At 63.8% G+C, this 24591-nt stretch carries 22 protein-coding genes and 1 pseudogene; 12 read left to right on the top strand and 11 right to left on the bottom strand.

What is annotated here, in order from left to right:
• The first annotated feature begins 24 nt into the window (after positions 1–24).
• A complete protein-coding gene (locus ABIB95_RS36995) occupies positions 25–1587 on the top strand; it encodes a L,D-transpeptidase (RefSeq protein WP_354247091.1) in 1563 nt (520 codons plus the stop codon).
• 25 nt (positions 1588–1612) lie between these two features.
• Here ABIB95_RS36995 and ABIB95_RS37000 read toward each other — a convergent pair whose 3' ends face one another.
• The 4 genes from ABIB95_RS37000 to ABIB95_RS37015 form a co-directional block, all read right to left on the bottom strand.
• Positions 1613–2434: an enoyl-CoA hydratase/isomerase family protein gene (locus ABIB95_RS37000; RefSeq protein ID WP_354181012.1), complete on the bottom strand. Its 822-nt coding sequence runs from the start codon at positions 2432–2434 to the stop codon at positions 1613–1615.
• 23 nt (positions 2435–2457) lie between these two features.
• On the bottom strand, positions 2458–3435 hold the full coding sequence (locus tag ABIB95_RS37005; protein WP_354181010.1) for an ABC transporter substrate-binding protein: 978 nt from the start codon (positions 3433–3435) through the stop codon (positions 2458–2460).
• 105 nt (positions 3436–3540) lie between these two features.
• Positions 3541–4188, bottom strand: coding sequence for a cysteine hydrolase family protein (locus ABIB95_RS37010; protein WP_354247094.1), 648 nt, complete (start codon positions 4186–4188; stop codon positions 3541–3543).
• A 34-nt stretch (positions 4189–4222) separates the two neighbouring features.
• Positions 4223–4750, bottom strand: a complete 528-nt coding sequence (locus ABIB95_RS37015; protein WP_354181006.1) for a hypothetical protein — start codon at positions 4748–4750, stop codon at positions 4223–4225.
• A 548-nt stretch (positions 4751–5298) separates the two neighbouring features.
• On the opposite strand from ABIB95_RS37015, the gene ABIB95_RS37020 reads away from it, so the two are divergent.
• The gene (locus ABIB95_RS37020) at positions 5299–8139 is read left to right on the top strand and encodes an ATP-binding protein (RefSeq protein WP_354247096.1); all 2841 of its coding nucleotides are present in this window, start codon (positions 5299–5301) and stop codon (positions 8137–8139) included.
• A 15-nt stretch (positions 8140–8154) separates the two neighbouring features.
• Here the strand turns inward: ABIB95_RS37020 and ABIB95_RS37025 are convergent, their stop codons facing one another.
• From ABIB95_RS37025 to ABIB95_RS37045, 5 genes are all read right to left on the bottom strand, one after another.
• Positions 8155–8964: a class I SAM-dependent methyltransferase gene (locus ABIB95_RS37025; RefSeq protein ID WP_354181002.1), complete on the bottom strand. Its 810-nt coding sequence runs from the start codon at positions 8962–8964 to the stop codon at positions 8155–8157.
• Between the two features lie 100 nt (positions 8965–9064).
• Positions 9065–9604, bottom strand: coding sequence for a VOC family protein (locus ABIB95_RS37030; RefSeq protein WP_354247099.1), 540 nt, complete (start codon positions 9602–9604; stop codon positions 9065–9067).
• A 31-nt stretch (positions 9605–9635) separates the two neighbouring features.
• Positions 9636–10604, bottom strand: coding sequence for a Bug family tripartite tricarboxylate transporter substrate binding protein (locus ABIB95_RS37035; protein ID WP_354247101.1), 969 nt, complete (start codon positions 10602–10604; stop codon positions 9636–9638).
• A gap of 11 nt (positions 10605–10615) precedes the next feature.
• A complete protein-coding gene (locus ABIB95_RS37040; RefSeq protein WP_354247104.1) occupies positions 10616–11509 on the bottom strand; it encodes an MBL fold metallo-hydrolase in 894 nt (297 codons plus the stop codon).
• A 4-nt stretch (positions 11510–11513) separates the two neighbouring features.
• The gene (locus ABIB95_RS37045; RefSeq protein WP_354247107.1) at positions 11514–12725 is read right to left on the bottom strand and encodes an ABC transporter substrate-binding protein; all 1212 of its coding nucleotides are present in this window, start codon (positions 12723–12725) and stop codon (positions 11514–11516) included.
• 168 nt (positions 12726–12893) lie between these two features.
• Here ABIB95_RS37045 and ABIB95_RS37050 point away from each other — a divergent pair, with 168 nt between their 5' ends.
• From ABIB95_RS37050 to ABIB95_RS37060, 3 genes and pseudogenes are all read left to right on the top strand, one after another.
• The gene (locus ABIB95_RS37050; protein WP_085403270.1) at positions 12894–13592 is read left to right on the top strand and encodes a TetR/AcrR family transcriptional regulator; all 699 of its coding nucleotides are present in this window, start codon (positions 12894–12896) and stop codon (positions 13590–13592) included.
• Entirely contained in the window at positions 13570–14121 is a 552-nt protein-coding gene (locus ABIB95_RS37055) for a carboxymuconolactone decarboxylase family protein (protein ID WP_085403271.1), read from the top strand. The genes ABIB95_RS37050 and ABIB95_RS37055 overlap by 23 nt, the downstream gene beginning before the upstream one ends.
• Before the next feature lie 10 nt (positions 14122–14131).
• Positions 14132–14975: pseudogene (locus tag ABIB95_RS37060) on the top strand (SDR family NAD(P)-dependent oxidoreductase).
• Between the two features lie 59 nt (positions 14976–15034).
• On the opposite strand, the gene ABIB95_RS37065 reads toward ABIB95_RS37060, so the two are convergent.
• Entirely contained in the window at positions 15035–15334 is a 300-nt protein-coding gene (locus ABIB95_RS37065; protein WP_354247110.1) for a hypothetical protein, read from the bottom strand.
• Between the two features lie 801 nt (positions 15335–16135).
• On the opposite strand from ABIB95_RS37065, the gene ABIB95_RS37070 reads away from it, so the two are divergent.
• The 7 genes from ABIB95_RS37070 to ABIB95_RS37100 all read left to right on the top strand — a co-directional run bounded on the left by ABIB95_RS37070 (position 16136) and on the right by ABIB95_RS37100 (position 20943).
• On the top strand, positions 16136–16657 hold the full coding sequence (locus ABIB95_RS37070) for a hypothetical protein (protein ID WP_354247113.1): 522 nt from the start codon (positions 16136–16138) through the stop codon (positions 16655–16657).
• A 101-nt stretch (positions 16658–16758) separates the two neighbouring features.
• Complete coding sequence (locus ABIB95_RS37075; protein ID WP_354247115.1) at positions 16759–17343, top strand: HutD/Ves family protein; 585 nt, start codon at positions 16759–16761, stop codon at positions 17341–17343.
• A 126-nt stretch (positions 17344–17469) separates the two neighbouring features.
• Positions 17470–18663 (top strand): adenylate/guanylate cyclase domain-containing protein, encoded by a 1194-nt coding sequence (locus ABIB95_RS37080; RefSeq protein WP_354247118.1) that lies wholly within the window; start codon positions 17470–17472, stop codon positions 18661–18663.
• A 701-nt stretch (positions 18664–19364) separates the two neighbouring features.
• Positions 19365–19577, top strand: coding sequence for a hypothetical protein (locus ABIB95_RS37085; RefSeq protein WP_063985337.1), 213 nt, complete (start codon positions 19365–19367; stop codon positions 19575–19577).
• 79 nt (positions 19578–19656) lie between these two features.
• Entirely contained in the window at positions 19657–19842 is a 186-nt protein-coding gene (locus ABIB95_RS37090) for a hypothetical protein (protein ID WP_085403277.1), read from the top strand.
• Between the two features lies 1 nt (position 19843).
• Complete coding sequence (locus ABIB95_RS37095; RefSeq protein ID WP_014497603.1) at positions 19844–20056, top strand: hypothetical protein; 213 nt, start codon at positions 19844–19846, stop codon at positions 20054–20056.
• An 89-nt stretch (positions 20057–20145) separates the two neighbouring features.
• The gene (locus ABIB95_RS37100; RefSeq protein ID WP_354247121.1) at positions 20146–20943 is read left to right on the top strand and encodes an adenylate/guanylate cyclase domain-containing protein; all 798 of its coding nucleotides are present in this window, start codon (positions 20146–20148) and stop codon (positions 20941–20943) included.
• Here the strand turns inward: ABIB95_RS37100 and ABIB95_RS37105 are convergent.
• Positions 20897–24409 (bottom strand): tetratricopeptide repeat protein, encoded by a 3513-nt coding sequence (locus ABIB95_RS37105; protein ID WP_354247124.1) that lies wholly within the window; start codon positions 24407–24409, stop codon positions 20897–20899. The genes ABIB95_RS37100 and ABIB95_RS37105 overlap by 47 nt on opposite strands.
• Positions 24410–24591: the final 182 nt, after the last annotated feature.

The raw sequence follows: 24591 nt of genomic DNA on the forward strand, positions 1-24591 counted from the left end.
ACTGGTACTGGACCGGGGAATGGCATGAAAGACCTGATGACGACGGCGCAATCCACCACGGCGATGCGGCGTTGGCGGCCCCCCGGACTTGTTGCGCTCGCAACGGCCGTTGCCCTGACGGCGCTGAGCGGAAGCGCCGAGGCGGCCAAGCAGGCCCGCCAGCCGGCCGAGGCGGTGGCGCCGCGCGAGGCCGGCGAGCCGATCATGGCGATCGTGTCGATCAAGAGCCAGCAGGTCACTTTCTACGATTCCGACGGCTGGATTCTGCGCGCGCCGGTGTCCACCGGCACCACCGGGCGCGAGACGCCGGCCGGCGTCTTCGCCATCGTCGAGAAGGACAAGGACCACCGCTCGACCATGTATGACGATGCCTGGATGCCCAACATGCAGCGCATCACCTGGAACGGCATCGCGCTCCACGGCGGGCCGCTGCCCGGCTATGCCGCCTCGCACGGCTGCGTGCGCATGCCCTTCAACTTCGCCGAGGGCCTGTTCGACAAGACCAACATCGGCATGCGCGTGATCATCTCGCCGAACGACGCGGCCCCGATCGATTTCACTCATCCGTCGCTGTTCGTGCCGAAGCGCGAGGCCATCGCGGCCGTGCCGAACCGGTCCGACAAGCTCTCCGCTGAAGCCGAGGAGGCGATCCAGGCTGCCGCCGAGGCCAAGAAGGCTGCGGCCGCGGCCGCGAAGGAGGCCGCGTCGCTTCCCGCGTCGCTGCGCAAGCTGGAACAGCAGAAGTCCAAGGCCGACGCCGAGCTCGCCTTCGCCGACAAGAAGATCGCGGCTGCCAAGACCGATCAGGCGCGGGCGCAGGCCGAGGAGCTGAAGCAGAAGGTTGCGACCAAGGCCGCCGACGCTGCGTCGGCGCTCGAGGCCGCCAAGGCCGCCGCGCAGCCGAAGCGCGACGCCGTTGCCGCCACCAAGGAGGCGGCAAAGGTCGCGGCAACCAGGAAGGCCGATGCCGTGACGGCTGCGACCGACGCCAAGCTCGCGCTTGAGCCGGTGTCCGTTTACATCAGCCGCGCGACGCAGAAGCTCTACGTGCGGCGGAACACGCACAAGCCGGCGCCGGATGGCGGCGGCGAGGTGTTCGACACCAGCATCGAGGTTCCCGTCACCATCCGCAATCCCGACCAGCCGCTCGGCACGCATATCTTCACGGCGATGGCGAAGAACGATACGGGGCTGCGCTGGAGCGTGGTCACGATCGAGAACGGGGACGACGCCAAGGACGCGCTCGACCGCATTACCATCCCGCAGGACGTCTGGGATCGCATCGGGCCGACGGCATTGCCGCGTTCGTCGATCGTGGTCTCGGACGAGCCGCTGAGCGCCGAAACCAACTACCGCACCGAGTTCGTCGCGGTGCTGAGCAATCATCCGCAGGGCGGCTTCATCACCCGCAAGCCGACCGCGCCGCCGCCGATGGAAATGGCAAGCGATGACAGCTGGGGCAATGGCGGCAACGGCTTCGGCTTCTTCTTCCAGCAGCAGCCGAACCCGCAGCCCGTCAATCCGCGCCGCCGCGGCCAGTATCAGTATTATCAGCCGGCGCAGCCGATGCAGCGGGGCTTCTGGTAGGACGGCGCGCCGCGTCCGTATGATCTCATCTGAGATCCGCCACCGCCGCACCAAGCCGCAACTCGATGTCGGAACGCCGCTGCAATCCGCGTTCCAGCAGAGACGCGGCCCGCGCCCGCGTCGCCGGATGAGTAGCCGAGGTGAAGAAGGCCTTTAGCGCCGGCGGGAAGACGCTGTCCGCTGGCAGTGTCACGTCATTCATGAGCGCCTTGGCGCCAACCAGCGCATGCTTCTCGAATGAGGCCATCCGGCGAGCGAAGGCCTCGACGAACGCCTCGATCTCCGCGTCGGGCAGCGCGCGGTTGACGTAACCGTAACGCTCGGCGAGCTTGGCCGAAAAATCATCTGCGCCCAGGATCACCTCGAGGCCGCGCCCGCGCCCCATCAGGCCTGCGAGCCGCGCCATGGGATTTCCGCCGGGGACCGATCCGAGGCCGACCTCGAACTGTCCGAGAATGCCCCGTTCGATGCTGGCGAAGCGCATGTCGCAGGCCAGGACAAATTCGCTTCCCGCGCCGCGTGCACGGCCGCGGATTTCAGCGATGGAGGCGACCGGCGCGCGCGCCAGTCGTACGAGCACGTCGATCCAGGGATGCATGCCGGTCGGGCCGGGCGGCATCGCCGCCACTTTCGCCTTGTCGGCGAGCACGTCCCAATGCGCCAGGAAGAAATCCGGGTCCGCACTTCGAAACACCACGACCTTGACGTCCGCATCGCTCTCCAGCGCCGTGAGCAGCTCCTGGAGCTCGCCGATCGTGTCGGGGTCGATCAGATTGATCGGCGGATTGTTGAAGGTCGCGATCCATAGGCCGGAGTACGGCCTGTCGATGATGATCTGTCGGGTCATGGGAGTCTCCTTGTTTTTCGGCTTCACTGAATCACCTCGTCGGCGCGTGCGAGCAGGCTCGCCGGGATATCGAGCCCCGCCGCGCCGGCGGCCTTTGCGTTGATGACGAACTCGAACGTCGTCGGTTGGACGACAGGCAGGTCGGACGGCGAGGTGCCTTTGAGGATCTGGCCGGCATAAAGTCCGATTTGCCGGTAGCCGTCGGGCGGGGAGACGCCGTAGCTCATCAAGGCGCCCTGAACGGCGTATTCGCGGAATTGGTGGATCGCCGGAAGGCGTCCCTGTGCCTCGAAAGCCACGATGTGCTTTCCTCGCGTGTCGAAGAACGGGGACGCGCAAACGAGCAGGCCTTCGGCGCCCACGATCTTCAGTCGCTCGAAGGCAATCGCGAGATCGTCGTCGCTGCTCGCGTACACGATCTCGACGGGCTGATCGATGTCCTCCGCGGCCTGCGTGATCTCGAGGATTTGCGTTCCGGACTCCTGAAATTCGCGGTCAATGAGAACGCCGAGCACTTTTGCGCGAGGCAATAGCTCGTGCAGGATTCCGAGCCGCTTGGCCTCCAGCTCCGTGGCCAGCAGGCTCACGCCGGTCATGTTGCCGCCGGGCCGGTTCATGCTTCTGACGAGACCGATCTTCACGGGATCTCCGCCGACAGAGAAGACGGTCGGGATGTCGGCCGATGCGGCCTTGGCCGCGAGCGCGGACGGCTCACCACCGGCCGCGATCAACACGGATGGATTGAGCCTGACGATCTCGGCCGCCAGCGCCGGAAGCCTTTCATAGTCGCCTTCGGCCCAGCGGTAGGCGATCGTCGCGTCCTGGCCTTCGACGTAGCCGGCCTCGGTGAGCCCCTTGCGAAAGGCGGCGAGGATGCGGGCCGAATCGTCCGGCGTCCGGCTGCTCATGAAGCCGATGACAGGCTTGCCGTGCTCCTCCTTCGCAAAGGACGGCCACAATGCAAACCCGGCGAAAATTCCAAGAAAATCGCGGCGTCTCATGATCGAGCCTCCAGATTTGGTTCTGAGCTGCTCTTGCCTCGTCGGATCCGGCCAGGCTGCATGGCGTGGTTGCCCGTCCGGATCCTTCGTATCGGTTGGGCCCGACTAGGCAGCGACCACTGCGGACGGGTCCGACGCCAACACCTCGACGATCTCCTTCGTGGTCACGATGGCGCTGGCGTAGTTCGGCATGTTGATCTCGAGTGCGGCATGCATCATCTCGTCGGAGTAGTCGGCGACGGCGTCCTTGACGACCGTGACGTCGTAGCCGAGCTCGACGGCGAAACGGACGGTCGCTTCGATGCAGGTGTGCGCGATCAGCCCGATGACGATGAGACGCTGGATGCCGTGCCGTTTGAGCTGGAGATCCAGGTCGGTGTTGGCGAAGCCGCTGGAGCACCAATGTTCGCCGGCGACGATTTCGCCGGGCTCAGGCACGAACTCGGCGCGGAATTCGCCACCCCAGGTGCCAAACTCGAAGCTCTTGGCCTTCCACGCCCTCCGCTGGACCGGCGCGACGTACTTCCAGGATTCGTAGTCGCCGGGGCGGTAGCGGTGATGCATGGCATAGAAGACCCGAAGCTTCGCATCGCGCGCGGCATGCAGAACCTGCTGCATGTGCGGAACGCAATTGTTCGCTTCGGCCACGGCCTTGATCCGTGGCCAGATCTTGCCACCCTCCGAAATGAAATCGTTGTAGGGATCGACCACGAGGAGGGCGGTGATGCTCTTGTCGTAGGAAGAAAGTGTCATGGAACTCTCCATTGTGACGATGCAGCCGCGATTGTCAGGCGTTCGCTAGCGCAGCGCGTTCGATGCTGGCGGCGAACAGCGGTGTTTCGCTCTGATTGTGGGCGATCGAAGCGGGCTGGCGCTGCGCACGGAACAGGTCGAACGGGATGCCCTGCTTGCCGATGAAGGCCATGAACTCGTCGGTCGCGTGCGACCGGACGCGGTTGGTGAACTCGCACTTGCCGGGTTCCATTTCCTTGACGCTCAATTCCCAGGTGACGTGAATGGTCGTGCGTCCGGTGGGTGTGAAGACGTCGGAGGTCGAATCGAGGATCAGATGGTCCTTCTCGCCGAGAGTCTCGACGTAGTGCTGTACCATCAGGCTGCCGCCGATGGTCTCGACGTTGATGGACATCCGCTTGCCGTCCGGCGCAGTCGTGAAGCCGGCGGCGATGTGCGCCGGCGAGCAGCCCTGATATTCACGTTCGGACAGGTTGAAGCACCACTCGGGAATGTTGATCTTGTCCTTCGGGGCATTGATGATGGCGGTGAAGCTGGAATCGACGATCTGGTTGCTGGTCATGTCTCAATCTCCTCGTTGCGTTGCGCGCCGTTGACGTGCTCGAGACTTCACGGCCCCGTGTTCTGACCTGCGTGGCGCATTCGCAGATCTTTTGAACGGGTCGATTGGCCGCTCGTCCTGTAGCTAGATTGGTGCGGACGATCGGAATTTGCTCGTTATGGATTGTTATGGATCGTTAGCCCCTCACGGAGCCGCGAGCAGCCTGCGCCAAACGAGCCGGCGGCGCCTTCCCGGCGGTCGGCAGGCCGAGTGTTAGAGGCTGCGAGATTTTGTTATGAGCGGCGGTCTCAGCGGCGATGCCGCGGGCTCTTCCGTCCCGGCCAAACGGGTCCCGCACAGAATGTCGGAGAACTTACAAGCCATTGTCGCTCAAGACGAAAATGCGGGCGCCATTGCTGCGCAAAACGGCGGGCCGCCATGTCGGGACGTGGCGCCGCAGCACTACTCTTTGCCCCGGAGATCGGATATCACGATCAGTACAAAGCCGGTCTCCACCGCCATTCCGCGATCAGCCAATTGTAGCGCGCGACGCAAGAATACGCCGATAGATGCCAACAGCGCAGAACACGGAGATTATTTCGTTCGGTTCGTTCCGTCTGAATCTGACCGAACGGGTGCTGACCCGGAACAGCGAGCACGTGGAGCTTAAGGGGCGGGCCTACGATCTCCTGGTCGCACTGCTATCGCGGCCCAACGAATTGATCAGCAAAGCCGAGCTTCTGCGTCAGGTCTGGCCTGGCTTGGTCGTCGAAGAAGGTGCCTTGCGTTTTCATATGACCAACCTTCGCAGGGCGCTCGGTGAGGGCGGCGAAGGCAACCGCTACATCGTGACCTCCTCCGGGCGGGGTTATACTTTCGTTGCCCAGGTTGCCCGCTCGGTCGATCAAGAACCGCAAGCAGCCGCCGCGCCGTCCTTTCAACAAGCCAATCTGCCGGTGCGCCTTCCGATGATCGACCGCGAGGTCGAGATCGAGGAAATCCCCGCGCGACTGAAGGCGACACGCTTTGTGACGATCGTAGGGGCCGGCGGCGTTGGCAAGACGACGCTCGCGATCGCCGTCGGACACCGGTTGATGCAGAGTTTCGATGGGGCGGTGCTCTTTGTCGATTTCAGCATGGTCAGCGATCCGGCACTGGTCGGTACGGTCGTTGCCTCCCTTCTCGGATTGTCGGTGCAATCCAGCGACGCGACACCCAGCATCGTCGCCTATCTCCGAGACAAGCGGATATTGCTGATCCTCGATACCTGCGAACATCTGGTCGAACCTGTCGCCGCGTTCGCATCGTCGGTGTTCGCGACTGCGCCAAACGTTCACATTCTCGCGACGAGCCGCGAAGCGCTTCAGGCCGATGGAGAGAATGTCTACCGTCTCGACACCTTGGCCTGTCCGCCCGAGGGTGCTGACTTGACGGCAGAAATTGCCAGGGCATTTCCGGCCATCCAACTTTTCGTTGAGCGAGCCCGCGCGAGCGGCGCCCAGCTGCAGTTCAGCGACGACGAGGCGCCCATCGTTGCCAACATGTGCCGCAAGCTTGACGGCGTGGCGCTTGCCATCGAGCTCGCGGCCCGCCGTGTCGAGAGCTATGGCGTGCATGGGACAGCCTCGCTGCTGGACCAGAGGCTTGGGCTGTCCTGGCTTGGACCGAGGAGCGCGCCGCCCCGCCAGAGGACGCTGCATGCGACGCTAGACTGGAGTTTTGGCCTTCTCTCCGATCTGGAGCGAATAGTTCTCCGCCGGCTTGCCGCCTTCGTCGGGCACTTCACGCTCGATGCCGTGATCTCCGTCTGCGGACGCGATGTCGGCGAGAGGGATATTCTCGGCGCGATTGACAGTCTTATCGCGAAATCGATGGTCGCGACGCGTCCGGTCGGAACCATGATGAGCTACCGTCTCTTGGATACAACGCGTGCCTACGCGCGGGACATTCAGATCGCCGAGGACGAAGCCCATGACCTCGCAGTCCGGCATGCGACTTACTACCGCAATTGGCTGGAACAGCGGGGCCGCGACTGGTCGACCTTCGCGAGCGGAGCGGAACGAGCGTTGCACTTCGCCAGCATGAACAACGTGCGTGCGGCGCTCGAATGGTGTTTTGGAGAGCGCGGAGAGATCAGGCTCGGGATTCAACTCGCCGCGGCGGCCGTTGACGTCTTCCTGGCGATGTCCCTACTTGCAGAGTGTCACCGCTGGTCCCAGCGTGCACTGATCGCGCTCGACGCGGCCACCGTCGGGAGTTCCGATGAGATGCGGCTCCAGGCCGGCCTTGGGGTCTCCTCGTCGCAGATGTACGGGGAGAGCGACGCCGTCAATGACACCCTGAACAGGAGCCTCGCGATTGCCGAAGCGCGGGGCGATACGGCGTACGAGGCCGGACTGCTCAACATGCAGTACATCTTCCACGGCCGCAGCGGGCATTTCAGGATCTTGCTCGACTACGCCCAGCGGTGCCACGGGCTCGCCGAAAGATCCGGCGATCTTGCGATCAGAACGCTGGCTCATTCCGCCCTCGGCATGGCCTTGCAGTTTTCAGGCGATCTCGCTGGCTCGCGCCGCGAGCTCGAGTCCCTGATGGGGGTCCTGTCGCACGCTCAGCAGGGCTCCGTCTTGTTGGGCTACGATCCGCACTACCGGTCGATCGTCGCGCTGGCGCGAACGCTCTGGCTGCACGGCTATCCGGATCAGGCGGCGGATCGCGCGAGAGAGGCGGTCAAGGCCTCGGAGGCCATGGGGCATTCGGCTGCGCTGGCTCTGGTGCTGGCCGGCGCGGGAACAGTCTTCCTCTGGCGCGGCGATCTTGACGCCGCCCAGCACTACATCGATCGCTCTTATTCGCTGGCTGAGGCAAACGCCATGGGACCGCTGATGGCGATCGGGCGTTGCCGCAAGGCCGAGCTGACAATCCGGCGAGGAGATGTGAGGCAAGGCGTCGACGATCTGCGGGCCGGCCTCAAGCCGATTCACGCGGCGCGCCACGAACTGCTCACCACCGAGTTCAACATGGAGCTTGCGCTGGGCTTGCTCACGCTCGGGCAAGCCGGGGATGGGCTCCCTCTCGTCGATGCGGCGATCGATCGGGTGAACGGGAGTGGTGAGCTGTTCCAGATGCCGGAATTGCTCCGCGTGAAGGGCAAGCTGCTCAGTGCGACGCCGGGCGCGAGCCGAGAGGAGGCAGAAGCGTGCTTCCAGCAATCAGTCGACCTGGCGCGCGCGCAGGGCGCACGGTCCTGGGAACTGCGCGCGGCAACGGATCTGGCGGCGCTCATGGCCGAGACCAAACGACGCGATAGCGCGAAACGGCTGCTTCGAGACGTATACGGTCGATTCTCCGAGGGCTTTGAAACAGCAGATCTCAAGCTTGCTGCCAATCTGCTAGCTACGCTGGCGTAGCAGCTCCCGCACCAACTACCGCGCCTCGATCACGATCGCCTGAATCTTGCCTTCGACCGTTCCGGACCCATGGCGCGATCGGAGCGCCTCGGCGACGAGGTCGGTCGCTGCCTGAAGCTTGCTGGCATCCCTGGCCTCGATCTCGCTGCGCAGCGGCGTGCCCTGGCAGAGCGCGATCGCGACATACTCGGCCGACGGCGCGCGGCTCACCGCAGCAAGCGTTTGGATCGAGATGTGGCGGAAGCCCGCTTGTTCCAGATCGGCTCTGATAATGGCCTTGTCGTGATAGCCATGCGGCGTCCGCACCATGAAACGGGGCGGATCATCGGGAAACATTTTTCCGAGCGCGGCGGTGGCGTCGTCAGCGAACACGTTCTCCTCGATGCGGTCCCAGACGTTGAATACGAACGTGCCTTCCGGTCGCAACACCCGCTTTGCCTCGGCATAGCCTTTGACGCGGTCGGGAAAGAACATGACACCGAACTGGCAGCAGACCGCGTCGAACGCGGCTTCGTCAAAGGGCAGGGCGGTGGCATCCGCCTGACGCCATGTCATGCGCGGGTCCTCACCCTGGCGCTGCGCCGCGATCGCGAGCATCGGCTCGTTGAGATCGGTTGCGACGTAACGGATGCCGGGAGGCAGCGCCGCGGTCACGGCCCGCGTAACGGCGCCGGTACCTGCCGCGGTTTCCAGTATCGTCGACGGGGAAAGAGCCGCGATACGCTTCGCGATGTCGGCGGCGTAGTGGGCAAAGATCAGCGGGACGAGATACTCGTCGTAGATTTTCGGAATCGAGCCGGCGAAAACCTTGTCAGTGTTGGACATGCTTGCCTCGCTGAAGGTTCGGACACGAGGTTCATGCTACCATGGATCGCGGTCGTACCGCATCTGCGGCCTCTTCCGGTCGCAACCCGGCGGTCGGATTTTAAGGTTTCGCTCCGCCGACTTCGCGGATCGGCCGCGTCCCGTCCCAGGTGATCGCCGCCTGCCGGACCTTCTCGAAGAACGGCCCCTTGGTGCCGCTGATGTCGGAGATTTCGATGATGGTTCCTGGATGGGCCTGGGTGTCGAAATAGGCAAAGCGTCCCTTTTCTCCGCCGATCTGGCCTTCATGGCCTATCCTGTAGCCGAGCCCGAGTGCCTTGTCGTAGAGCGCCTGGTAGTCGTGGCTCCAGTAGGACATGTGCTGGAGGCCCTCGTGGCCGGCGTCGAGGAATTCCCTGTACAGCGAGGGCGCATCGTTGCGCTGCTGGATCAGCTCGATCTGGAGATCGCCGGAATTGGCCAGCGCAATGCTCATCTCGACCGCGGAGTCCTGGCCGCGATGGCGGAACCAGTCGGTCTTGACGCGGTCCATGTAGTACCAGGGGCCGACGCCCATCACCTCGATCCAGTGCTTCATCGCGGCCTGGATGTCCCGCACGACGTATCCGTTCTGGCGCACCGCGCCGAAAATGCGGCTCATGCCCGCGCTCCCTTCCGATCGCTTGCGATCGTCACTTGACCTCGATGCCTGCGTCCCTGGCAACCTGCTTCCAGGCCGCGATGTCGCGGGCGTTGATGTCGCGCTGCTCGTCGCCAGGCACGTATTGCGGCGTGATGCCGAGCCCCAAAAGCTTCTCCTTCACCTCGGCATCGCCCAGCGCGTCCTTCAACGCCGCCGACAATTTCTGTGCAATCGGGGGAGCGAGGCCGGCGGGACCATACATCGCCCAGGACAGGCTGCGGTCGAACGGCACGCCCTGTTCCTTGTAGGTTGCGACGTCAGGCAGGCTCGGCGAGCGCTCGCCGCAGGCGGCCAGCGCCTTGATAGAACCGTCCTTCACCAGCGGCGTTGCGGTTGCCATGTCCAGCGTTGCAAGCGAGATGTGGCCGCCAAGCAGGTCGCCCGCGAGTTTGGCGATGCCGTTGAACGGCACGTGATCCATCTTGATGCCGGTCTGCTGCATCAGGATTTCCGCACAGAATTGTCCGGTCGAGCCGACGCCCCAGCTTCCGTACTGGATCGGCTCGCCCTTCTTGGAAAGCGCGATCAGGCTCTTGATGTCATTGGCGGGAAAATCCCTGGTCGCCACCAGCATGATCGAGGACGTCCCGATACGCCCGATCGTCGTAAAATCCCTGATCGAATCGTAGGGCAGTTTTGGATAGATCGCCGGCGCCAGCACATGCGTGGTCATGCCGCCGACGGTGATGGTGTAGCCGTCGTTCGGCGACGCCGCGACCAACTGCGTGCCCAGTGTGCCGGCAGCACCCGTGTGGTTCTCGATATAGACGCCCTGTCCTAGCGTCTTGCCCATCTTGTCGGCGAGCAAGCGGCCGATCACGTCGCCGCCGCCGCCGGCCGCATAGGGCAGAAGCATTTTGATCTTGTGGGTGGGGTAGGCGGCAGGATCCTCGGCGCGTGCCGGCAGCGCCGCCGACAGCAATGCGAGCAATGACAGCGTGACGGTGCGTAGCTTCATGATGGTTTCCCCTAATCCTCGAAACGAAATCTGTAGGCCTCGCCGTGCCGGATCACGCGACCCGCAGTCGGCGCCGGAAAATGGCCGGTGAGCAGATAGCTCGGCGTGTCCGCGAGCTCTTCCAGCAGCACCATCCGCGTCGCGACCGCCGCGGCCGGATCGACGTCGGCGGCATTCGACAGCCACGGCGCGGCGCACTGGATGGGATGGTGGATGACGTCGCCCGACATCACCGCATGATCGTGGCCGCCATTGAGGTGGATCTGCATGTTGCCGGCGGTATGGCCCGGCGCAGGCGCAAAGCGTAAGCCTGCGTCGCGATCGCTGAACACGCGATGATCGGTCTCGACCAACTCGGCGAGGCCGGCTGCGACGACCGGCAGCACGGAGTCCTCGAAAGAGCCGTGGTTGACCGGGCGTTTCGGCGCGGCATTGTGCGCGGCTTCGAAGTGTCGATATTCGGCGCGTCCCATCAGATAGCGCGCATTGGGGAAGGTCGGCACCCAGCGGCCGTCGAGGAGCCGCGTGTTCCAGCCGACGTGGTCGACATGCAGATGCGTGCACATCACGAAGTCGACCTCTTCAGGGGCAACGCCCAGAGCCTGCATGTTGTCGAGATAAGGCCGGTTGAGGTTGTCCCACACCGGCACGCGCGGCCGCGGCTTGTGATTGCCGCAGCAGGTGTCGACGATGGCGGTCCAGCGCGGCGTGCGCACCAGATAGGAGTGGTGGCTGAGGATGAAGCGTCCGGTCTCCGGTTCGATATAGCGGTGATCGAGCCAGCTCCGGTTCTCCGCGATCACCTCGTCGGTGACGTTGGCGAACAGCCAGGTCTTCTCGAAGGCAAGCGAAGGGATCTCGCTGACGAGATCGATCCGCATGCTGCCGATCCTGACCTGCCGCATGGGCTCAGTTCTTCAGGAGATCGCCGAACGGCACCCAGCGCGTGCCGTCGAAGCGGATGAGCTGGAGGCTCGTCATCGGCGTGTAGTGCTCGGGCGAATTGTTCACCGCGGTGCCGTTGATCAGCATCGGCAGCTTGACGTCCTTGAGCGTCGTGGCCTGCTTCATCACATTGGCACGGGTGAGGTCGTTTCCGGACGCCTTCAGCACCGTCACCAGCGTCTGCGCGATGGTGTAGCCGTAGACATTGAGCCAGTCGCTCTTGTTGGCGTCCGGCAAATACTTGTCCATGAACGCCAGCCATTCCTTATAGCCGGCGTCGTCCTTCGATGCGGGATCGGTGGCGTCCTTCAGGTACTGGCTGGAGATCACGCCGGTGGAATTGTCCTTGCCGGCCGGCTCCAGCACGCCGCTGATCGAGGCCGAGACGTTGGAGATGATGGTGACAGGCTTCCAGCCGATCTCGCCGATCTTGCGGATCGCCTGCGCTGCAAATTTCGGCGTCGCCGCCACCAGCACGACGTCTGCGCCGGCAGTCTTCAGTTGCAGGATCTGCGTGTCGACGGTCGGAGCCGAGGTCTCATAGGCCGCGCGCGCGACAATGGCCTCGCCGCTGCCGAGCCCTTCCTCCAGCGCCTTCAGATAATCCTTGCCGAGATCGTCGTTCTGGTAGAGCACGCCGATCTTCGCGTTGGCATGGCTCGCCTTGATGTACTTCGCGTAGGCGATTGCCTCGTCGCGATAGGTCGGCTGCCAGCCGACGGTCCACGGAAAGCTCCTGGGATCGTCCCACTTCGCGGCGCCAGAGCCCAGGAAGAGCTGCGGCACCTTGCGGTCGTTGAGATATTTGTGCACGGCGCTGTTGGTCGGCGTGCCGACGCCGCCGAAGATCAGCAGCACCTCCTCGCTCTCGACCAGCCGCCGGGTCTGCTCCACCGTCTTCGGCGGGCTGTAGGCATCGTCCGCGATGATCATCTGGATGCGCCGGCCGTTGACGCCGCCCTCGTCGTTCACCTTGTGGAAATAGGCTTCCGCCGATTTCGCGATCTGCGCGAAGGCGGACACTGGCCCGCTCAGCGGCGCGGTGGTGCCGATCTTGATGGTCTTGTCGTCGGCGCCGGGATCGTATTTCGCGCCTTGGGCCTGAACGGCACTGGCTGCGAGCAGCGGCAACAGGATGCAGGCCGCACGAAGGCGAAGGCGGGCAAAGAGCGCCATGAGGTCGTCTCCCCAAAATTGCTCTCCGCCTCTCATTGGAGCGGAGTTGAAACGCGAGAACAGCGCCCGAAGCGGACTTGCGGGGCCGCGACCGCTGCCGCCAGACTGGCGAAACGAACGATCGTTCGTACGGTTGACTAGCGAACGATCGTTCGTTAGTCAAGCTGCATGGCTGTCCACACCTCCAGCGCGGCGGAAGCGGCTGCGCCCACGACCCGCGAGCGCATCCTCTCCGAAGCGCTCAATCTGTTCGCGCAGAGCGGCTATGGCGGCGCCTCGATGCGCGAGCTCGCGCGCCGCGTCGGCATTCGCGAAAGCAGCCTCTACAATCATTTCTCCGGCAAGGCCGCGATCCTAGAAGCGATCGTGGCCGAGCACGGCCCCGCCAGTTCGGCGAGCCGGTTGGAAGAGCCGCGCTACAAGCAGCTGGCGCGCCAGCCGGCCGCGTTCTGCCGTCAGTTCGCGCTTGATCTCGTCGAGCAATGGTCCGACCCGCGCGAGCACCAATTCCAGAAAGTAATCACCGCCGAACGTAACCGCGTGCCCGGCATCCGCGCCAAATTCGCCGACCATTTTTATGCGCGCGAGCAGAGCATGATGACGGATTACTTTCGCGGTTTTGCGCTCGCCGGCCTGGTCTCGACACCCGATCCCCGCGAGACCGCGCGGCTGTTCGCGGCCGGCCTGATCTACATCCGCCTCGAGCATTACGTGATGGGCGCGGCACCTTCGCCGCGGCCGAAGGTGATCGAGGCGATCGACCGCTATCTCGCCTTTTTCCTGTCGCTGATCGCGGCAGGCAATGGCGAAGACAACAAGAAACGAAAACCCAAGGGAGAAACGCGTGGCAAGGCTGCCCCTGATTGATCCGGAGACGACGAGCGGCGATATCCGCGCCTCGTTCGACCGCATGCCGGTCAAGCTCAACATCTTCCGCATGATGGCCCATGCCGAGGCCAACATGATCCCGGCGATGCGGCTCGGCAATTCGATCCTGCACAAGCAGAAGCTCTCAGCCGTCAACCGCGAGCTTTTGATCTTGCAGGCCGCCCAGCTCGAGGGCGGCGCCTATGAATGGCGCCAGCACGTGCCGATCGCGATCGGGGTCGGCTGCACGCAAGGACAGATCGATGCGGTGGAGCGGGCTGACTACGATGCCGCCGGCTTAAGCGATGCTGAGCGCGCGTTGCTGAAGTTCGGCCGCGAGGTGGTCGAGAATGTTCGCGTGCCCGAGGCGACCTTCGCTGCCGCGCGAAGACACTTCAGCGATCAGGAGATCGTCGAAGCCATCGTCGCGCTCGGCTTCTATATGATGATGGCGCGCCTGACCGAGGCAACCGAAACCGATCTCGATCCCGCGGCCGGCATGAAGGTCTATGACGGCGGCAAGAAGTAGGGCGGCTGAGATGGCGGAAATCGATAGCAAGCCGGAGCGTTACGTCCGTCCACCAAGCGCGGAGTCATTGGGCGAAGCGCCGGGCAGGGGACGCCTGAAGGGACACCGTATCCTGATCGTCGGCGGCGGCCAGCGCGTGTTCGACGCCGCCACCGACCCGATCGGCAACGGCCGCGCCATGAGCATTTTGTGCGCACGCGAAGGCGCAAAGGTCGCGGTGGCGGACCTCAGCCGGACCTCCGCACAGCAGACCGTCAAGCACATCACCGACGAAGGCGGCGAGGGTTTTGCCATCACTGCCGACGTCACGTCGGAGCCTGAGGTCCAGCGCATGATCGAGGAGGCGCATCGCGCGATGGGCGGCCTTGACGGCATGGTGCTGAACATCGGCACTTTCGGCAAGACGGGGCTCGATGCCGTCAGCCCCGAGGAGTGGAACAGGATCTACGACGTCAACGTTCGCGGTCCCATGCTCTGTTGCCGCGCGGCGATGCCGAAATTCGACAATGGTGGCGCCATCGTCTTCATCTCCTCGATTGCCGCGCTGAAAGCCGGCTCGCAGATGGCGGTGTATGACTCGTCGAAAGCCGCGCTCGGCGGCCTGATGCGCAACATCGCCCATCTCGGATCGCGCCGCGGCATCCGCGCCAATCTCGTCTACCGGCCTCGTCGACACCCCCAACGGCCGCGAAGCCGGCGCTGGCCGCCCCTCGCGCGGCAAGGGCCACGTCCCCTTCGGCCGCCAGGCCACCGCCTGGGAGATCGCCTATGCCGTGCTGTTCTTCCTGTCGGATGAAAGCGTCTACGTCACCGCACAGACGCTCGCGGTGGATAGCGGCCTGAGCGGAATGTAAGACGCCAGCGCAATCCGGCGCCACCGAATTCGATACCCCGACGAAGCCGAGGTTTCTCTTTATTGCGGCGACTCCGCAATCGTCGGAGTTTGCGATGCGCTCATCTGTTCGAGTGCTTCCAATACGGCTTCGCAGGCCTTCTCGGCTTCGGCGAAGGTACTGAAGGGGGAGCCGCCAAGCTTGATTGCGGACTTGTTTTCTTCGACGGGTCGCCATGAGGCAACCAGGCCGGGCTTTCCGTGAAGGCCAGGACCGGTGCGGTTTTCGTTACTGATCACGAACGAAAATCCGCCGCTGCACGCCATCCAGATTTCAAGTTCATGCACCGGAGTCTCGACGCGCGTAAAGTGCAGGGTCATGTCTCTCTCCAGAGTTTGCTCCGCAGAATGGGCCACGGGCGCAAGCCGTCAGTTGTGCGAATCCCGGATAGCCGCAAGGTCCGAGGTCTCTGATCCCTCGGCTTTCCATGCTGTCAAATCGCCCGGGAGCAGAATGGGATCGCTCTCAACCCGCCTGTTGCGGCTGACCCCTAAGCCAATGAGCCCGCCCAATACCAACGCGGAGCCTGCAATGATCAACCAATACGGCAAGTCCAACACGGGCATTGCAATTCTCCCACTGAGAGGAGCGCGTTACGCAATTGCCTGGCCGAAGCGCGAGCGGGTTACCTTTGGATAAGTGTCTGTATTATGCGGCGCTTCAAGCTTCGTGCAAGGTACCCAAAAGGGGTAGATTTCTGACCTAAATTGCCGCCGGCGGGGGCAAGGGGAAGCGATCCGTCCCCCCAAATCTCGTCAAATCCGTCACCGAGAAGATAGGCAAGTTCGACAGCAAGGCTTTTGGTGCGGCCATGAAGGCTGACGGCCGACAAAGCCCCTGACAAAGAGTGAGGCGCGCGAAGCCCGATGGAGCGAAGCGTCATCCGGGAGCACAGCCTCATCGCGCGAGCTGCCCCGGCACTGCGTTGCGCTTCATCCGGGCTACGAACAGAGGCGCAAGCTCCGCACAATCGCGCGACCGGATGAAACTGCCGGGCAATTTTTGCAGCGTTGTGCGAAGTCCGCGCGCTACGACAATGAAAGCCGACAGGAATCAACTGCGCTTTCGCTGGCGCAAAAATTGCTGAATGTTTCCGCGCAATGATCACAGGAATTCGCGCCGTGACCAACGTCAGCTACACCGTTCCGCCGAACTGGACCGCAGGCTCCGACAAGACAGGCGCGAGCAAGAACAAGAATCCGAACGATCCGAACATGCTGACGACGGGCGCCTATGGCAACGCGTTCGAGCTGTTGCTCGACAATCGGACCAACAGCGACGGCACCACCACGGAGACGCTGACCTACAAGAGCTACAGCGGCAAGGCCAACGGCAGCTTCTCCGCCATCGCCGAGACGGGGACGGGAGCCGATCTCGGCAGTGCCTACCAGGCCTTGCTCGCCACGCTTCAGGCCAATGGCGCGATGGACGACAAGACCGCCGCGCAACTCGACGACGCTATGGGCAAGCTCGATACCCAATCCGAGAGCGGCGCCAAGGATACCGAAGTGTCCGGCGGCGGCCTGCTGGTGCAGTCTGGCGGCCCAGTCTATTTCAACGGCATCACGGCCTATCAGAACCAGTTCGTGGATTCGCTCGTCAACGAGCTGAGCACCAGGCTGAACCTCGACGCCAAGGCGTGACGGCAATTCATCGCTGGTGAAACCGGTTGGCAAAGCCGGCCCAACCCGCGCATGATGCGCGGGCGATCTCGGCCACATGCCTTCCCGGATAGATTCAAAACATGAAAACCACGCTGCTGAAGTCCGAAGACTACACCCGCTCGCCCTGGAAGAACGGCGGCGGCATCTTCACCGATATCGCGGATGCCCATCGCGCCGACGCGCCGGCGAAGGATTGGGACAGCCTGCTCTGGCGCTTTGCCTCGACGCCGATCGTGGCGCCCGGGCCCTTCTCCTACATGCCCGGCATCGACCGCCTGCAAATGGTCGTCGGTGGGCGCGGGCTGGTGCTGAAGTCGCCCAGCCAGGACTTCGACGAGCGTGAACCTTTTACGACGGTGCGCTTCACCGGCGAGATGGAGGTCGTGACCGCGCTCGAGGCGGGTCCCGTCGAGGTCGTCAACCTGATGGCCCGGCGCGGCGCGGCCGAGATCGAGCTGCTGGCACTCAGGGAACCCGGCGAGCGGCCTTTGTTCGCCGGCACGCACCTGGTTTACGCGGTTTCCGGCGATTGCAGCATTCGTCTCAATAGCGAGGATATTGTCATCCCCGACGGCAGCACGCTGAAGGTCGAGCAGACCCAGGCGTCCAGATTGGGACTCGTCTCAGGGCTGGCGGTACTGGGATCGATTCAGCTCGTCGGCTAGATGGCAATCGCCCGGCGGATGCGCACAATCCATGCACATGGCTAGGTTGACGCCGCGGCGCCGGAACACGATATCTGCCCTGATCATGCGGACCGCCGCGCAAGCCACGATATGAACGGGCAGGATATGACCGCGCCAGACCAAAATCGCCCCACCACGCTATCCGACGGCGTCGTCGACTGGCTGACCAACGGCACGAGCGGCGAGCGCTTCGTCGACAACATCTTTGCCGAGATGTGCATCCGCCTCCAGCAGGCGGGCATTCCGCTCAAGCGGTCGACGATGCACGTCCGGATCCAGCATCCGCAATGGCTCGGCGCCGCCTTCATGTGGTTGGATGGCATGCGCGAGGCGAAGATCTCGCGGGTCGACTTCGATGTGCTCGAGCGATCCGAGTTCATCGGCAGCCCTGTCAGCGAAATGCTGGACGGTGCGAGCGAACTCCGCGAGAACCTCGAAGGCGATCCGTCGCTCGGCCGCAGGCACGCGGTCTATGACGAGATGCGCGCGAAAGGTCTGACCGACTACGTCGCCTGGCCGCTCCACCACACACTCGGCAAGCGCCATCTCGTCACCTTCGCGACCGATCGCCCCGGCGGCTTCGACGACGCGCATCTAGTTGCGCTCAAGAACGTGCTGCCGGTGCTGGCGCTGGTCAGCGAGATCCGCGTCAAGAACCGCCTGGCGCGAACGCTGCTCGAGACCTATGTCGGCTCCCATGCCGGCGAGCTCATCCTGGCCGGGGCCACGCGGCGCGGCACCGGCACGACGGTGCGTGCCGCGATCATGATCTGCGACCTCCGTGACTTCACGAAGATCTCGGACAACTGGCCGCGCGACGACGTCATCGATCTCCTCAACGACTACTTCGACGCGATGTCGGAGCCGATCGCGCGGCACGGCGGCGAAATCCTGAAATTCATCGGCGACGGCCTGCTCGCCATTTTCCCGCTCAGCGGGCCCGGCGCCTGCGCAAACCTGCTGCGCGCCGTGACTGAAGCCCGGCAGGCTATGGTCGCGCTGAACGCACGGAACAACGGGACCGGCCGCGCGCCGCTGAACTACGGCATCGGCGTCCACGTCGGCGACGTCATGTACGGCAACATCGGATCGTCCAGCCGGCTCGACTTCACCGTCATCGGTCCCGCCGTCAACATGGCCTCCCGTCTCGAAGCCTTGACCAAGCAGCTGGGACGACCGGTGCTGCTCTCGCGCGCCTTCGCCGAGCTGGTCGAGCGGGAGTTCGAGCTCGAGCATGTCGGCAAATACGAGGTGCGCGGCTTCAGCGATCCGATCGAGCTGTTTGCGTTTCACGGCTGAGGCGGGATGCTCGCCGCAGCCGGCCCGTTGAAATCTCGCTGACGCAAGATTGCCGATGACCCGCGCGCCGCCGATTGCGGCATGGCGAAGAAATCCAGCTCCTTATCGGCAACGCCAGCTTGCCATCGTCCCGCACACCCCGGCATCTCCGAACGACGGTCGCTATCGCCGCCCGTCATGGCCTCGATGTGCCGTGATTAACGGTGCATGCGTGTGTCGCTGTGACGTTGATCCAGTTCCGGAATCGGGCGATCGCGCAAACGCGCAGTTGTCGGGGTACGTCCCCTGCGCGCGACGGAAGTCGTGCTTATGGGCAATATCGGACGCGTTGTTGAAAGATATGTTCGCGCAGGACGCCTAGGTTGGCTTCACTGGCGGCGTTGCGATTGGTGCCGCAAGATTTGGTCGAGGACAGTCGATGCGGCTGCCTCGATGCAACAGAAAAGGTGATCGACACATCGGACGCGACCACAAGAGGAGACGACAATGCCAAACTGTTCCCAAGTTTCTGGAAGTCGAACCGCTCGCTGTGCCGCGTGCGACGGCAAGTTTGGCCTGGTCCGCTACTACTCTTGGCGAAAGCCCCTTTGCTCGAAAAAGTGCGTCGAACGTTTGGCGACGCGCCGGCAGGGTGAGCGCGACTGGTTCGGTCGATTTCCGTCGGTTGTCGACATGTTTTCAGAAAACCGCGCGAGGCGCCTATGACCATGCAGATGTCACGACGAGGAAAGGAATATCTCGAGACGGCGCAGAGCCTGCTGCGCGCGGCCCGGACCATGACGGACATCGTGGTCGCGACCCGTCTCGAGATGCTGGCCAATGACTATCAGCGGCGCGCCGAAAAGGCATCAAGCGTCGATGCGGCGAGGTCATCGGCGCGTTCGGCCGGCACGCGATACGAATCGTACCCGTGATTGCGGGTTGCGCGGTGAGCCGGTCGCCCAATCAGGGCCGTCTGGTCAGTTTCCTCTCTTGCCACCCCGTGGAGCCGATATGGGCGAAGTTGTTCGACTGGTCACAAGGGCCGAGCGCGAGCGTGCGCGGCTGATCCGCGAAGCGCGCGCTAACTATGACGCTGTGTTTCCGCGGGCCGATCCCGACGGCGAGCGGCCCGTCGAGCCGCGGTCGACCACTCGGGCGGCGACGCAGAGCCCGAGTACGTCGAAGGAGCTCTCGTGACATGATCAAGATCATTGCCGTGCTCTGCAGCCTCTCGTCGCCGACAGATTGCCACGAGCAGATCGTCACGACCTCGGATTTCGCTGACGTGACGATGCAGTCCTGTCTGATGGGAGCGCCGCAGCTCGCCGAATGGATGGCGCAGCATCCAGCCGAACGTCTCGCGGCGTGGCGCTGCTCGATCGGCAAGCAGGAGGCTCGCAGGGGAGCGTAGGGTGCGAGGAGCCCTGTTGCCAATGCAGGCATGTGCGAATACGTTGGTCGCAGGTCCGCCCAAACGTTCCTTCGACTGGCCGCGCGTTCATGCCAAAATTCCTTCGCATCGGAGTCCATCAGTCGAACGTATCGGGATACACGTCGAAGGCGTGGTGTGTCAGGCGCGTCGGCTCGGCGGTTTTCCTGAAGTGGGGCGGCGTGGAGGTCCAAGGCACCGGTGCCGGGCGCAAGGTCTACTGGACGCGCTCGCCGCAGGAGAAGACGGTTCGGTGCGGCACGGCGCAGCGTGCCCAGGATTACGCAAAGGCCGCGATCGCGCGGCGTCGCAGCCATCGCTATGAGCCGCTGGTCGGAGCTATCGCGCTCCGGCGCCCCCCCGCCGAGCGCGGCACCGATCTCAAGCGGGCGCTCGCCACCATCCTGATCGTCGATATCGTCGGCTCCACCGCCAAGGCCGCGAAGCTCGGCGATGCGCGCTGGACCAAGGTGATGGGCCATTATTACGCAGCCGTCCGCAAGGAGCTGAAGAGCTCGCGCGGAAAGGAAGTCGTGACGACGGGCGACGGCGTGCTAGCGACGTTCAAGGCGCCGGCTGCCGGGATCAGTTGCGCGACCGCGATCCAGAAGGCGGTGCGCACGCTGGGGCTAGAGATCAGGGTCGGCCTGCATGCGGGCGAGTATACGATCAGCGGCGGCGAAATGGTCGGTCTCGCCTTCCACATCGGCACCCGCGTCGCCGCGAAAGCGCGGGCCGGCGAAGTCTTGGTCTCGAGCGCGGTCAAGGATTTGCTGAAGGCACAATCAACCATCAGCTTCAGGGATCACGGCATGCATCAGCTCAAGGGTGTGCCGGAGCGGTGGAGGCTGTATCGGGTGGAGGCGTGAGGGGACCCGCAAGTGCAGTTACAAGCTCGTCGCTCGCACCGTCGCGGCTGCGCCGCGCGGAAACCAGGCCCTCGAGCTCGACGCGAACGCGGTCGACGACGCTGGCCCAGTCGCCTCTCTTCGGTTGCCGGAACAGCCTCATGGAGCGATACCACGGGCTGTCGTCGCGGTTGAGCAGCCAGCGCCAATCCGGGTTGAAAGGCAACATCGTCCAGACCGGCGCGCCCATCGCGCCGGCGAGGTGAACGACGCTGGTGTCGACCGAGATCACCAGATCGAGGCAGGAAACCAGCGCCGCCGTGTCGCCGAAATCCGTGAGCTGTTCCGTCAGGTCGACGATATCAGGACGTTCGCCGAGGAAGGCCCTGTCCTGATCCCGGAGGCCTTTTTGCAGGCTGACGAACTGGACGTCGCAATCCAGGAGGGGAGCAAGCGTGCGCAGTGCCATCGTTCGATTGTGATCGTTGGTGTGATCCGGGTTCCCCGACCAGGCAAGACCGACGCGGAGGCGATTGCGGGGGCCAAGTTGGTCTTCAAGCCGGTCTTCCCACGCCTTCACGCACGCGGCCGGAGGCGCAGGAAGGTACGCTTGCGCGAACGGAATCGTATCGAGCCGCGTCCCGAACGCCAGCGGCAGGCTTCCAAGAGGACAGTGCAGGTCGAACGACAGCGACGTCGCAGACGGGCGGCCGATACATTTTGCGACGCCGGACACGTCGGCCAGGAGCCGCTGGACCGGAGGCTGGACCTCCAGGATCACTTGAGCTCCGAGCGCGGCCACCATGGGCACATAGCGCGCGAACTGGATTGTATCGCCCAATCCCTCGTCGGAATAAAGCAAGATGGTCTTGCCTTCGATCGGTTGGTCGCCAAGCCAGAGGGATTGGGAAAAACCGCGATCGACTGGAAAGAGTCTCCAGCGCGCTTCGCGCCCGAGCCAGCCTCGCTCGAAGTCTCCGGTCAGCATCTGAAGCTGCGCAAGATTCCAGATCGTCCGCGCATCGTGCGGGTCGACCGCCAAGGATCTGTAAAAGGTCGCGAAAGCTTCATCCGGCAATTGCAGATTCAACAACACCACTGCCTTATTGGCGAGCGCTGCGGCAAAATCCGGACGAAGTTCGAGCGCGCGATCGATGCTCGCAAATGCCTGCTCCATTCGGCCCAATCTCGAATGAAGCAAGCCGAGGTTGCTGTGCGTCTCCGCCAGGCTGGAGTCCAGCGCAATGGACTTCTCGAAGTCGGCCTCCGCTTCCTCGAACCGCTTCACCTCCAGCAGGCAAACGCCGCGCATTTGATAGAGAGCCGCGGAATTTGGATTCAGTTTCTCGACGACGTTGAAGGATTCCAGGGCTTCCGCGTACCGGCCGAGATCAAACAGCAGCATGCCGCAGTTGTTCGCCGCCTCCAGATATTGCGGATTCTGCTCCAGCGCCCGCTGGAAATGCAGTACAGCCTCGTCCGTGCGCTTGAGTTGCCAGAGCTGATTGCCGAGCTGATTCGAGAGCAGCGCGTCCTGTGTCCTGGGGGACGCCGCTTTGCTCTGGTGTGACCGTGCTTCCGGCTGCCATGCGGAAACCTGGCCCTCGAGCTCGACGCGAACGCAGTCCACGACGCTGGCCCAGTCGCCTATCTCCGGTTGCCGGAATAGCCTCATGGATTGATACCACGGGCTGTCGTCGCGGTTGAGCAGCCAGCGCCAATCCGGGTTGAAGGGCAACAACGTCCAGACCGGAGCGCCCAGCGCGCCGGCGAGGTGAACGACGCTGGTGTCGACCGAGATCACCAGATCAAGGCAGCCAATCAATGCCGCCGTGTCGGTGAAATCCGTGATCTGATCCGTCAGGTCGACGATGTCGGGATGCTCTCCGAGGAAGGCCCGGTCCTGGTCGCGGGCGCCCTTTTGCAGGCTGACGAACTGGACGTCGCAATCCAGGAGAGGCGCAAGCGTGCGCAGCGCCATCGATCGATTGCGATCGTTGTTGTGATCCGGATTTCCCGACCAGACAAGACCGACGCGGAAGCGCTTGTGGGGGCCAAGCCGGTCTTCAAGCCGGTCTTCCCACGCCTTCACGCACGCCGCCGGAGGCGCAGGAAGGTAGGCTTGCGCGAACGGGATCGTATCGAGCCGCGTCCCGAACGCCAGCGGCAGGCTTCCAAGAGGACAGTGCAGGTCGAACGACAGCGAAGTCGCAGACGATTGGCCGATACACGTCGCGACGCCGGGCACATCAGCCAGGAGCCGCTGGATCGGAGGCTGGACCCCCAGGATGACCCGAGCCCCGAGCGCTGCCACCATGGGGACATAGCGCGCGAATTGAATCGAGTCGCCCAGGCCCTCGTCGCAGTACAGCAGGATGGTCTTGCCCGCGATCGGCCGGTCGCCGAGCCAAAGGGATTGGGGAAGACCGCGATCGAGCAAACCGAAAGAGGGAATTCGCCAGCGCGCTTCGCGCCCGAGCCAGCCACGCTCGAAGTCTCCGGTCAGAAGCTGAAGCGTCGCCAGATTGAAGGTCGCCGGCGCATGACCAGGATCGATCGCCAGTGACCTGTGAAAGGCCGCGAAGGCTTCATCCAGCGACAGCAGATTCAGCAGCACCAGCGCCTTGTTGGAAAGCGCCGCGGCAAAATCCGGCCGAAGTTCGAGCGCCCGATCGAAGCTCGTCAATGCCTGCGGGATGCGGCCATGCTTCCAGTGAAGCGAGCCGAGGTTGTTGTGCGTTTCCTCCTGGCTGGAGTCCAGCTCGATCGATTTCGCGTAGTCGGCCTCCGCTTCCTCGAACCGGTTCAGCTCCCGGAGGCAGGCGCCGCGCTTCTGATACAGAGCTGCGGAATTCGGCTTCAGCGGCTCGGCGGCGTTGAAGGCTTCGAGAGCTTCTGCGTGCCGGCCGAGATCGAGCAGCAGCAGTGCGAGGTTCCAGATCGTGTCCGCATTGCCCGGGTCGACCGCCAGCGATTTGCGAAAGGCCGCGAGAGCCTCGTCCCGCAATTGCAGGCTCCACAACGCCCGCGCCTTTTCGTTGAGCGCTGCGGAAAAATTCGGACGAAGTTCGAGCGCGCGATCGATGCTCGCCAAGGCCCGCTCGAACCGGAAAAATCTCGCATGAAGCGTCCCAAGGTTCTTGTGCGTCTCCGCCTCGCCGGGGTTCAGCGCAATGGACCTCTCGAAGGCGGCCTGCGCTTCCTCGAACCGGCCCAGGCGTTGCAGGCAAAGGCCGCGCGTTTGATGCAGAGCCGCGACGTCAGGATTGAATTTCGCGAACAGGTCGAAGCATTCCAGGGCTTCGGCATACCGGCCGAGATCGAACAGCGATTTGCCCTGTTTCGCGGCCTCCAGATGCCGCGGCAAAAGTCGAGGTGCGACCGTCTTGGATTGTTGCTTGGCCGCGGCCCGACGCTCTTGACGATTCATAAGCTGACCAGAAGGGAAAAGGAGGCAGCGCAAAATTGCTGACTGATACTCAGTCACGCGAAGGAGACGTCCATCGCACTTGCCTTCTCGTTCCGTCAGTTCGCGTTCAGCCGTGCCTGCGGGATCCACCGAGCGCGACCCTAGCGTCCCGTTGCGGCAGTTTCTGGTGTGAAGCTGGTGCGAAGCTGGCGCCGCGTGAGCGTTCCGCGCCTTCATGCATCAAGGCGCGCGGGGAGGAT

The organism is Bradyrhizobium sp. LA2.1, assembly GCF_040547725.1.
GTDB classification, from domain to species: Bacteria; Pseudomonadota; Alphaproteobacteria; order Rhizobiales; family Xanthobacteraceae; genus Bradyrhizobium; species Bradyrhizobium barranii.

Coding starts and splice junctions, on each gene's coding strand:
- ABIB95_RS36995 (WP_354247091.1), top strand. CDS start 25: ATGAAAGACCTGATGACGACGGCGCAATCCACCACGGCGATGCGGCGT.
- ABIB95_RS37000 (WP_354181012.1), bottom strand. CDS start 2,434: ATGACCCGACAGATCATCATCGACAGGCCGTACTCCGGCCTATGGATC.
- ABIB95_RS37005 (WP_354181010.1), bottom strand. CDS start 3,435: ATGAGACGCCGCGATTTTCTTGGAATTTTCGCCGGGTTTGCATTGTGG.
- ABIB95_RS37010 (WP_354247094.1), bottom strand. CDS start 4,188: ATGACACTTTCTTCCTACGACAAGAGCATCACCGCCCTCCTCGTGGTC.
- ABIB95_RS37015 (WP_354181006.1), bottom strand. CDS start 4,750: ATGACCAGCAACCAGATCGTCGATTCCAGCTTCACCGCCATCATCAAT.
- ABIB95_RS37020 (WP_354247096.1), top strand. CDS start 5,299: ATGCCAACAGCGCAGAACACGGAGATTATTTCGTTCGGTTCGTTCCGT.
- ABIB95_RS37025 (WP_354181002.1), bottom strand. CDS start 8,964: ATGTCCAACACTGACAAGGTTTTCGCCGGCTCGATTCCGAAAATCTAC.
- ABIB95_RS37030 (WP_354247099.1), bottom strand. CDS start 9,604: ATGAGCCGCATTTTCGGCGCGGTGCGCCAGAACGGATACGTCGTGCGG.
- ABIB95_RS37035 (WP_354247101.1), bottom strand. CDS start 10,604: ATGAAGCTACGCACCGTCACGCTGTCATTGCTCGCATTGCTGTCGGCG.
- ABIB95_RS37040 (WP_354247104.1), bottom strand. CDS start 11,509: ATGCGGCAGGTCAGGATCGGCAGCATGCGGATCGATCTCGTCAGCGAG.
- ABIB95_RS37045 (WP_354247107.1), bottom strand. CDS start 12,725: ATGGCGCTCTTTGCCCGCCTTCGCCTTCGTGCGGCCTGCATCCTGTTG.
- ABIB95_RS37050 (WP_085403270.1), top strand. CDS start 12,894: ATGGCTGTCCACACCTCCAGCGCGGCGGAAGCGGCTGCGCCCACGACC.
- ABIB95_RS37065 (WP_354247110.1), bottom strand. CDS start 15,334: ATGACCCTGCACTTTACGCGCGTCGAGACTCCGGTGCATGAACTTGAA.
- ABIB95_RS37075 (WP_354247115.1), top strand. CDS start 16,759: ATGAAAACCACGCTGCTGAAGTCCGAAGACTACACCCGCTCGCCCTGG.
- ABIB95_RS37080 (WP_354247118.1), top strand. CDS start 17,470: ATGACCGCGCCAGACCAAAATCGCCCCACCACGCTATCCGACGGCGTC.
- ABIB95_RS37085 (WP_063985337.1), top strand. CDS start 19,365: ATGACCATGCAGATGTCACGACGAGGAAAGGAATATCTCGAGACGGCG.
- ABIB95_RS37090 (WP_085403277.1), top strand. CDS start 19,657: ATGGGCGAAGTTGTTCGACTGGTCACAAGGGCCGAGCGCGAGCGTGCG.
- ABIB95_RS37095 (WP_014497603.1), top strand. CDS start 19,844: ATGATCAAGATCATTGCCGTGCTCTGCAGCCTCTCGTCGCCGACAGAT.
- ABIB95_RS37100 (WP_354247121.1), top strand. CDS start 20,146: ATGCCAAAATTCCTTCGCATCGGAGTCCATCAGTCGAACGTATCGGGA.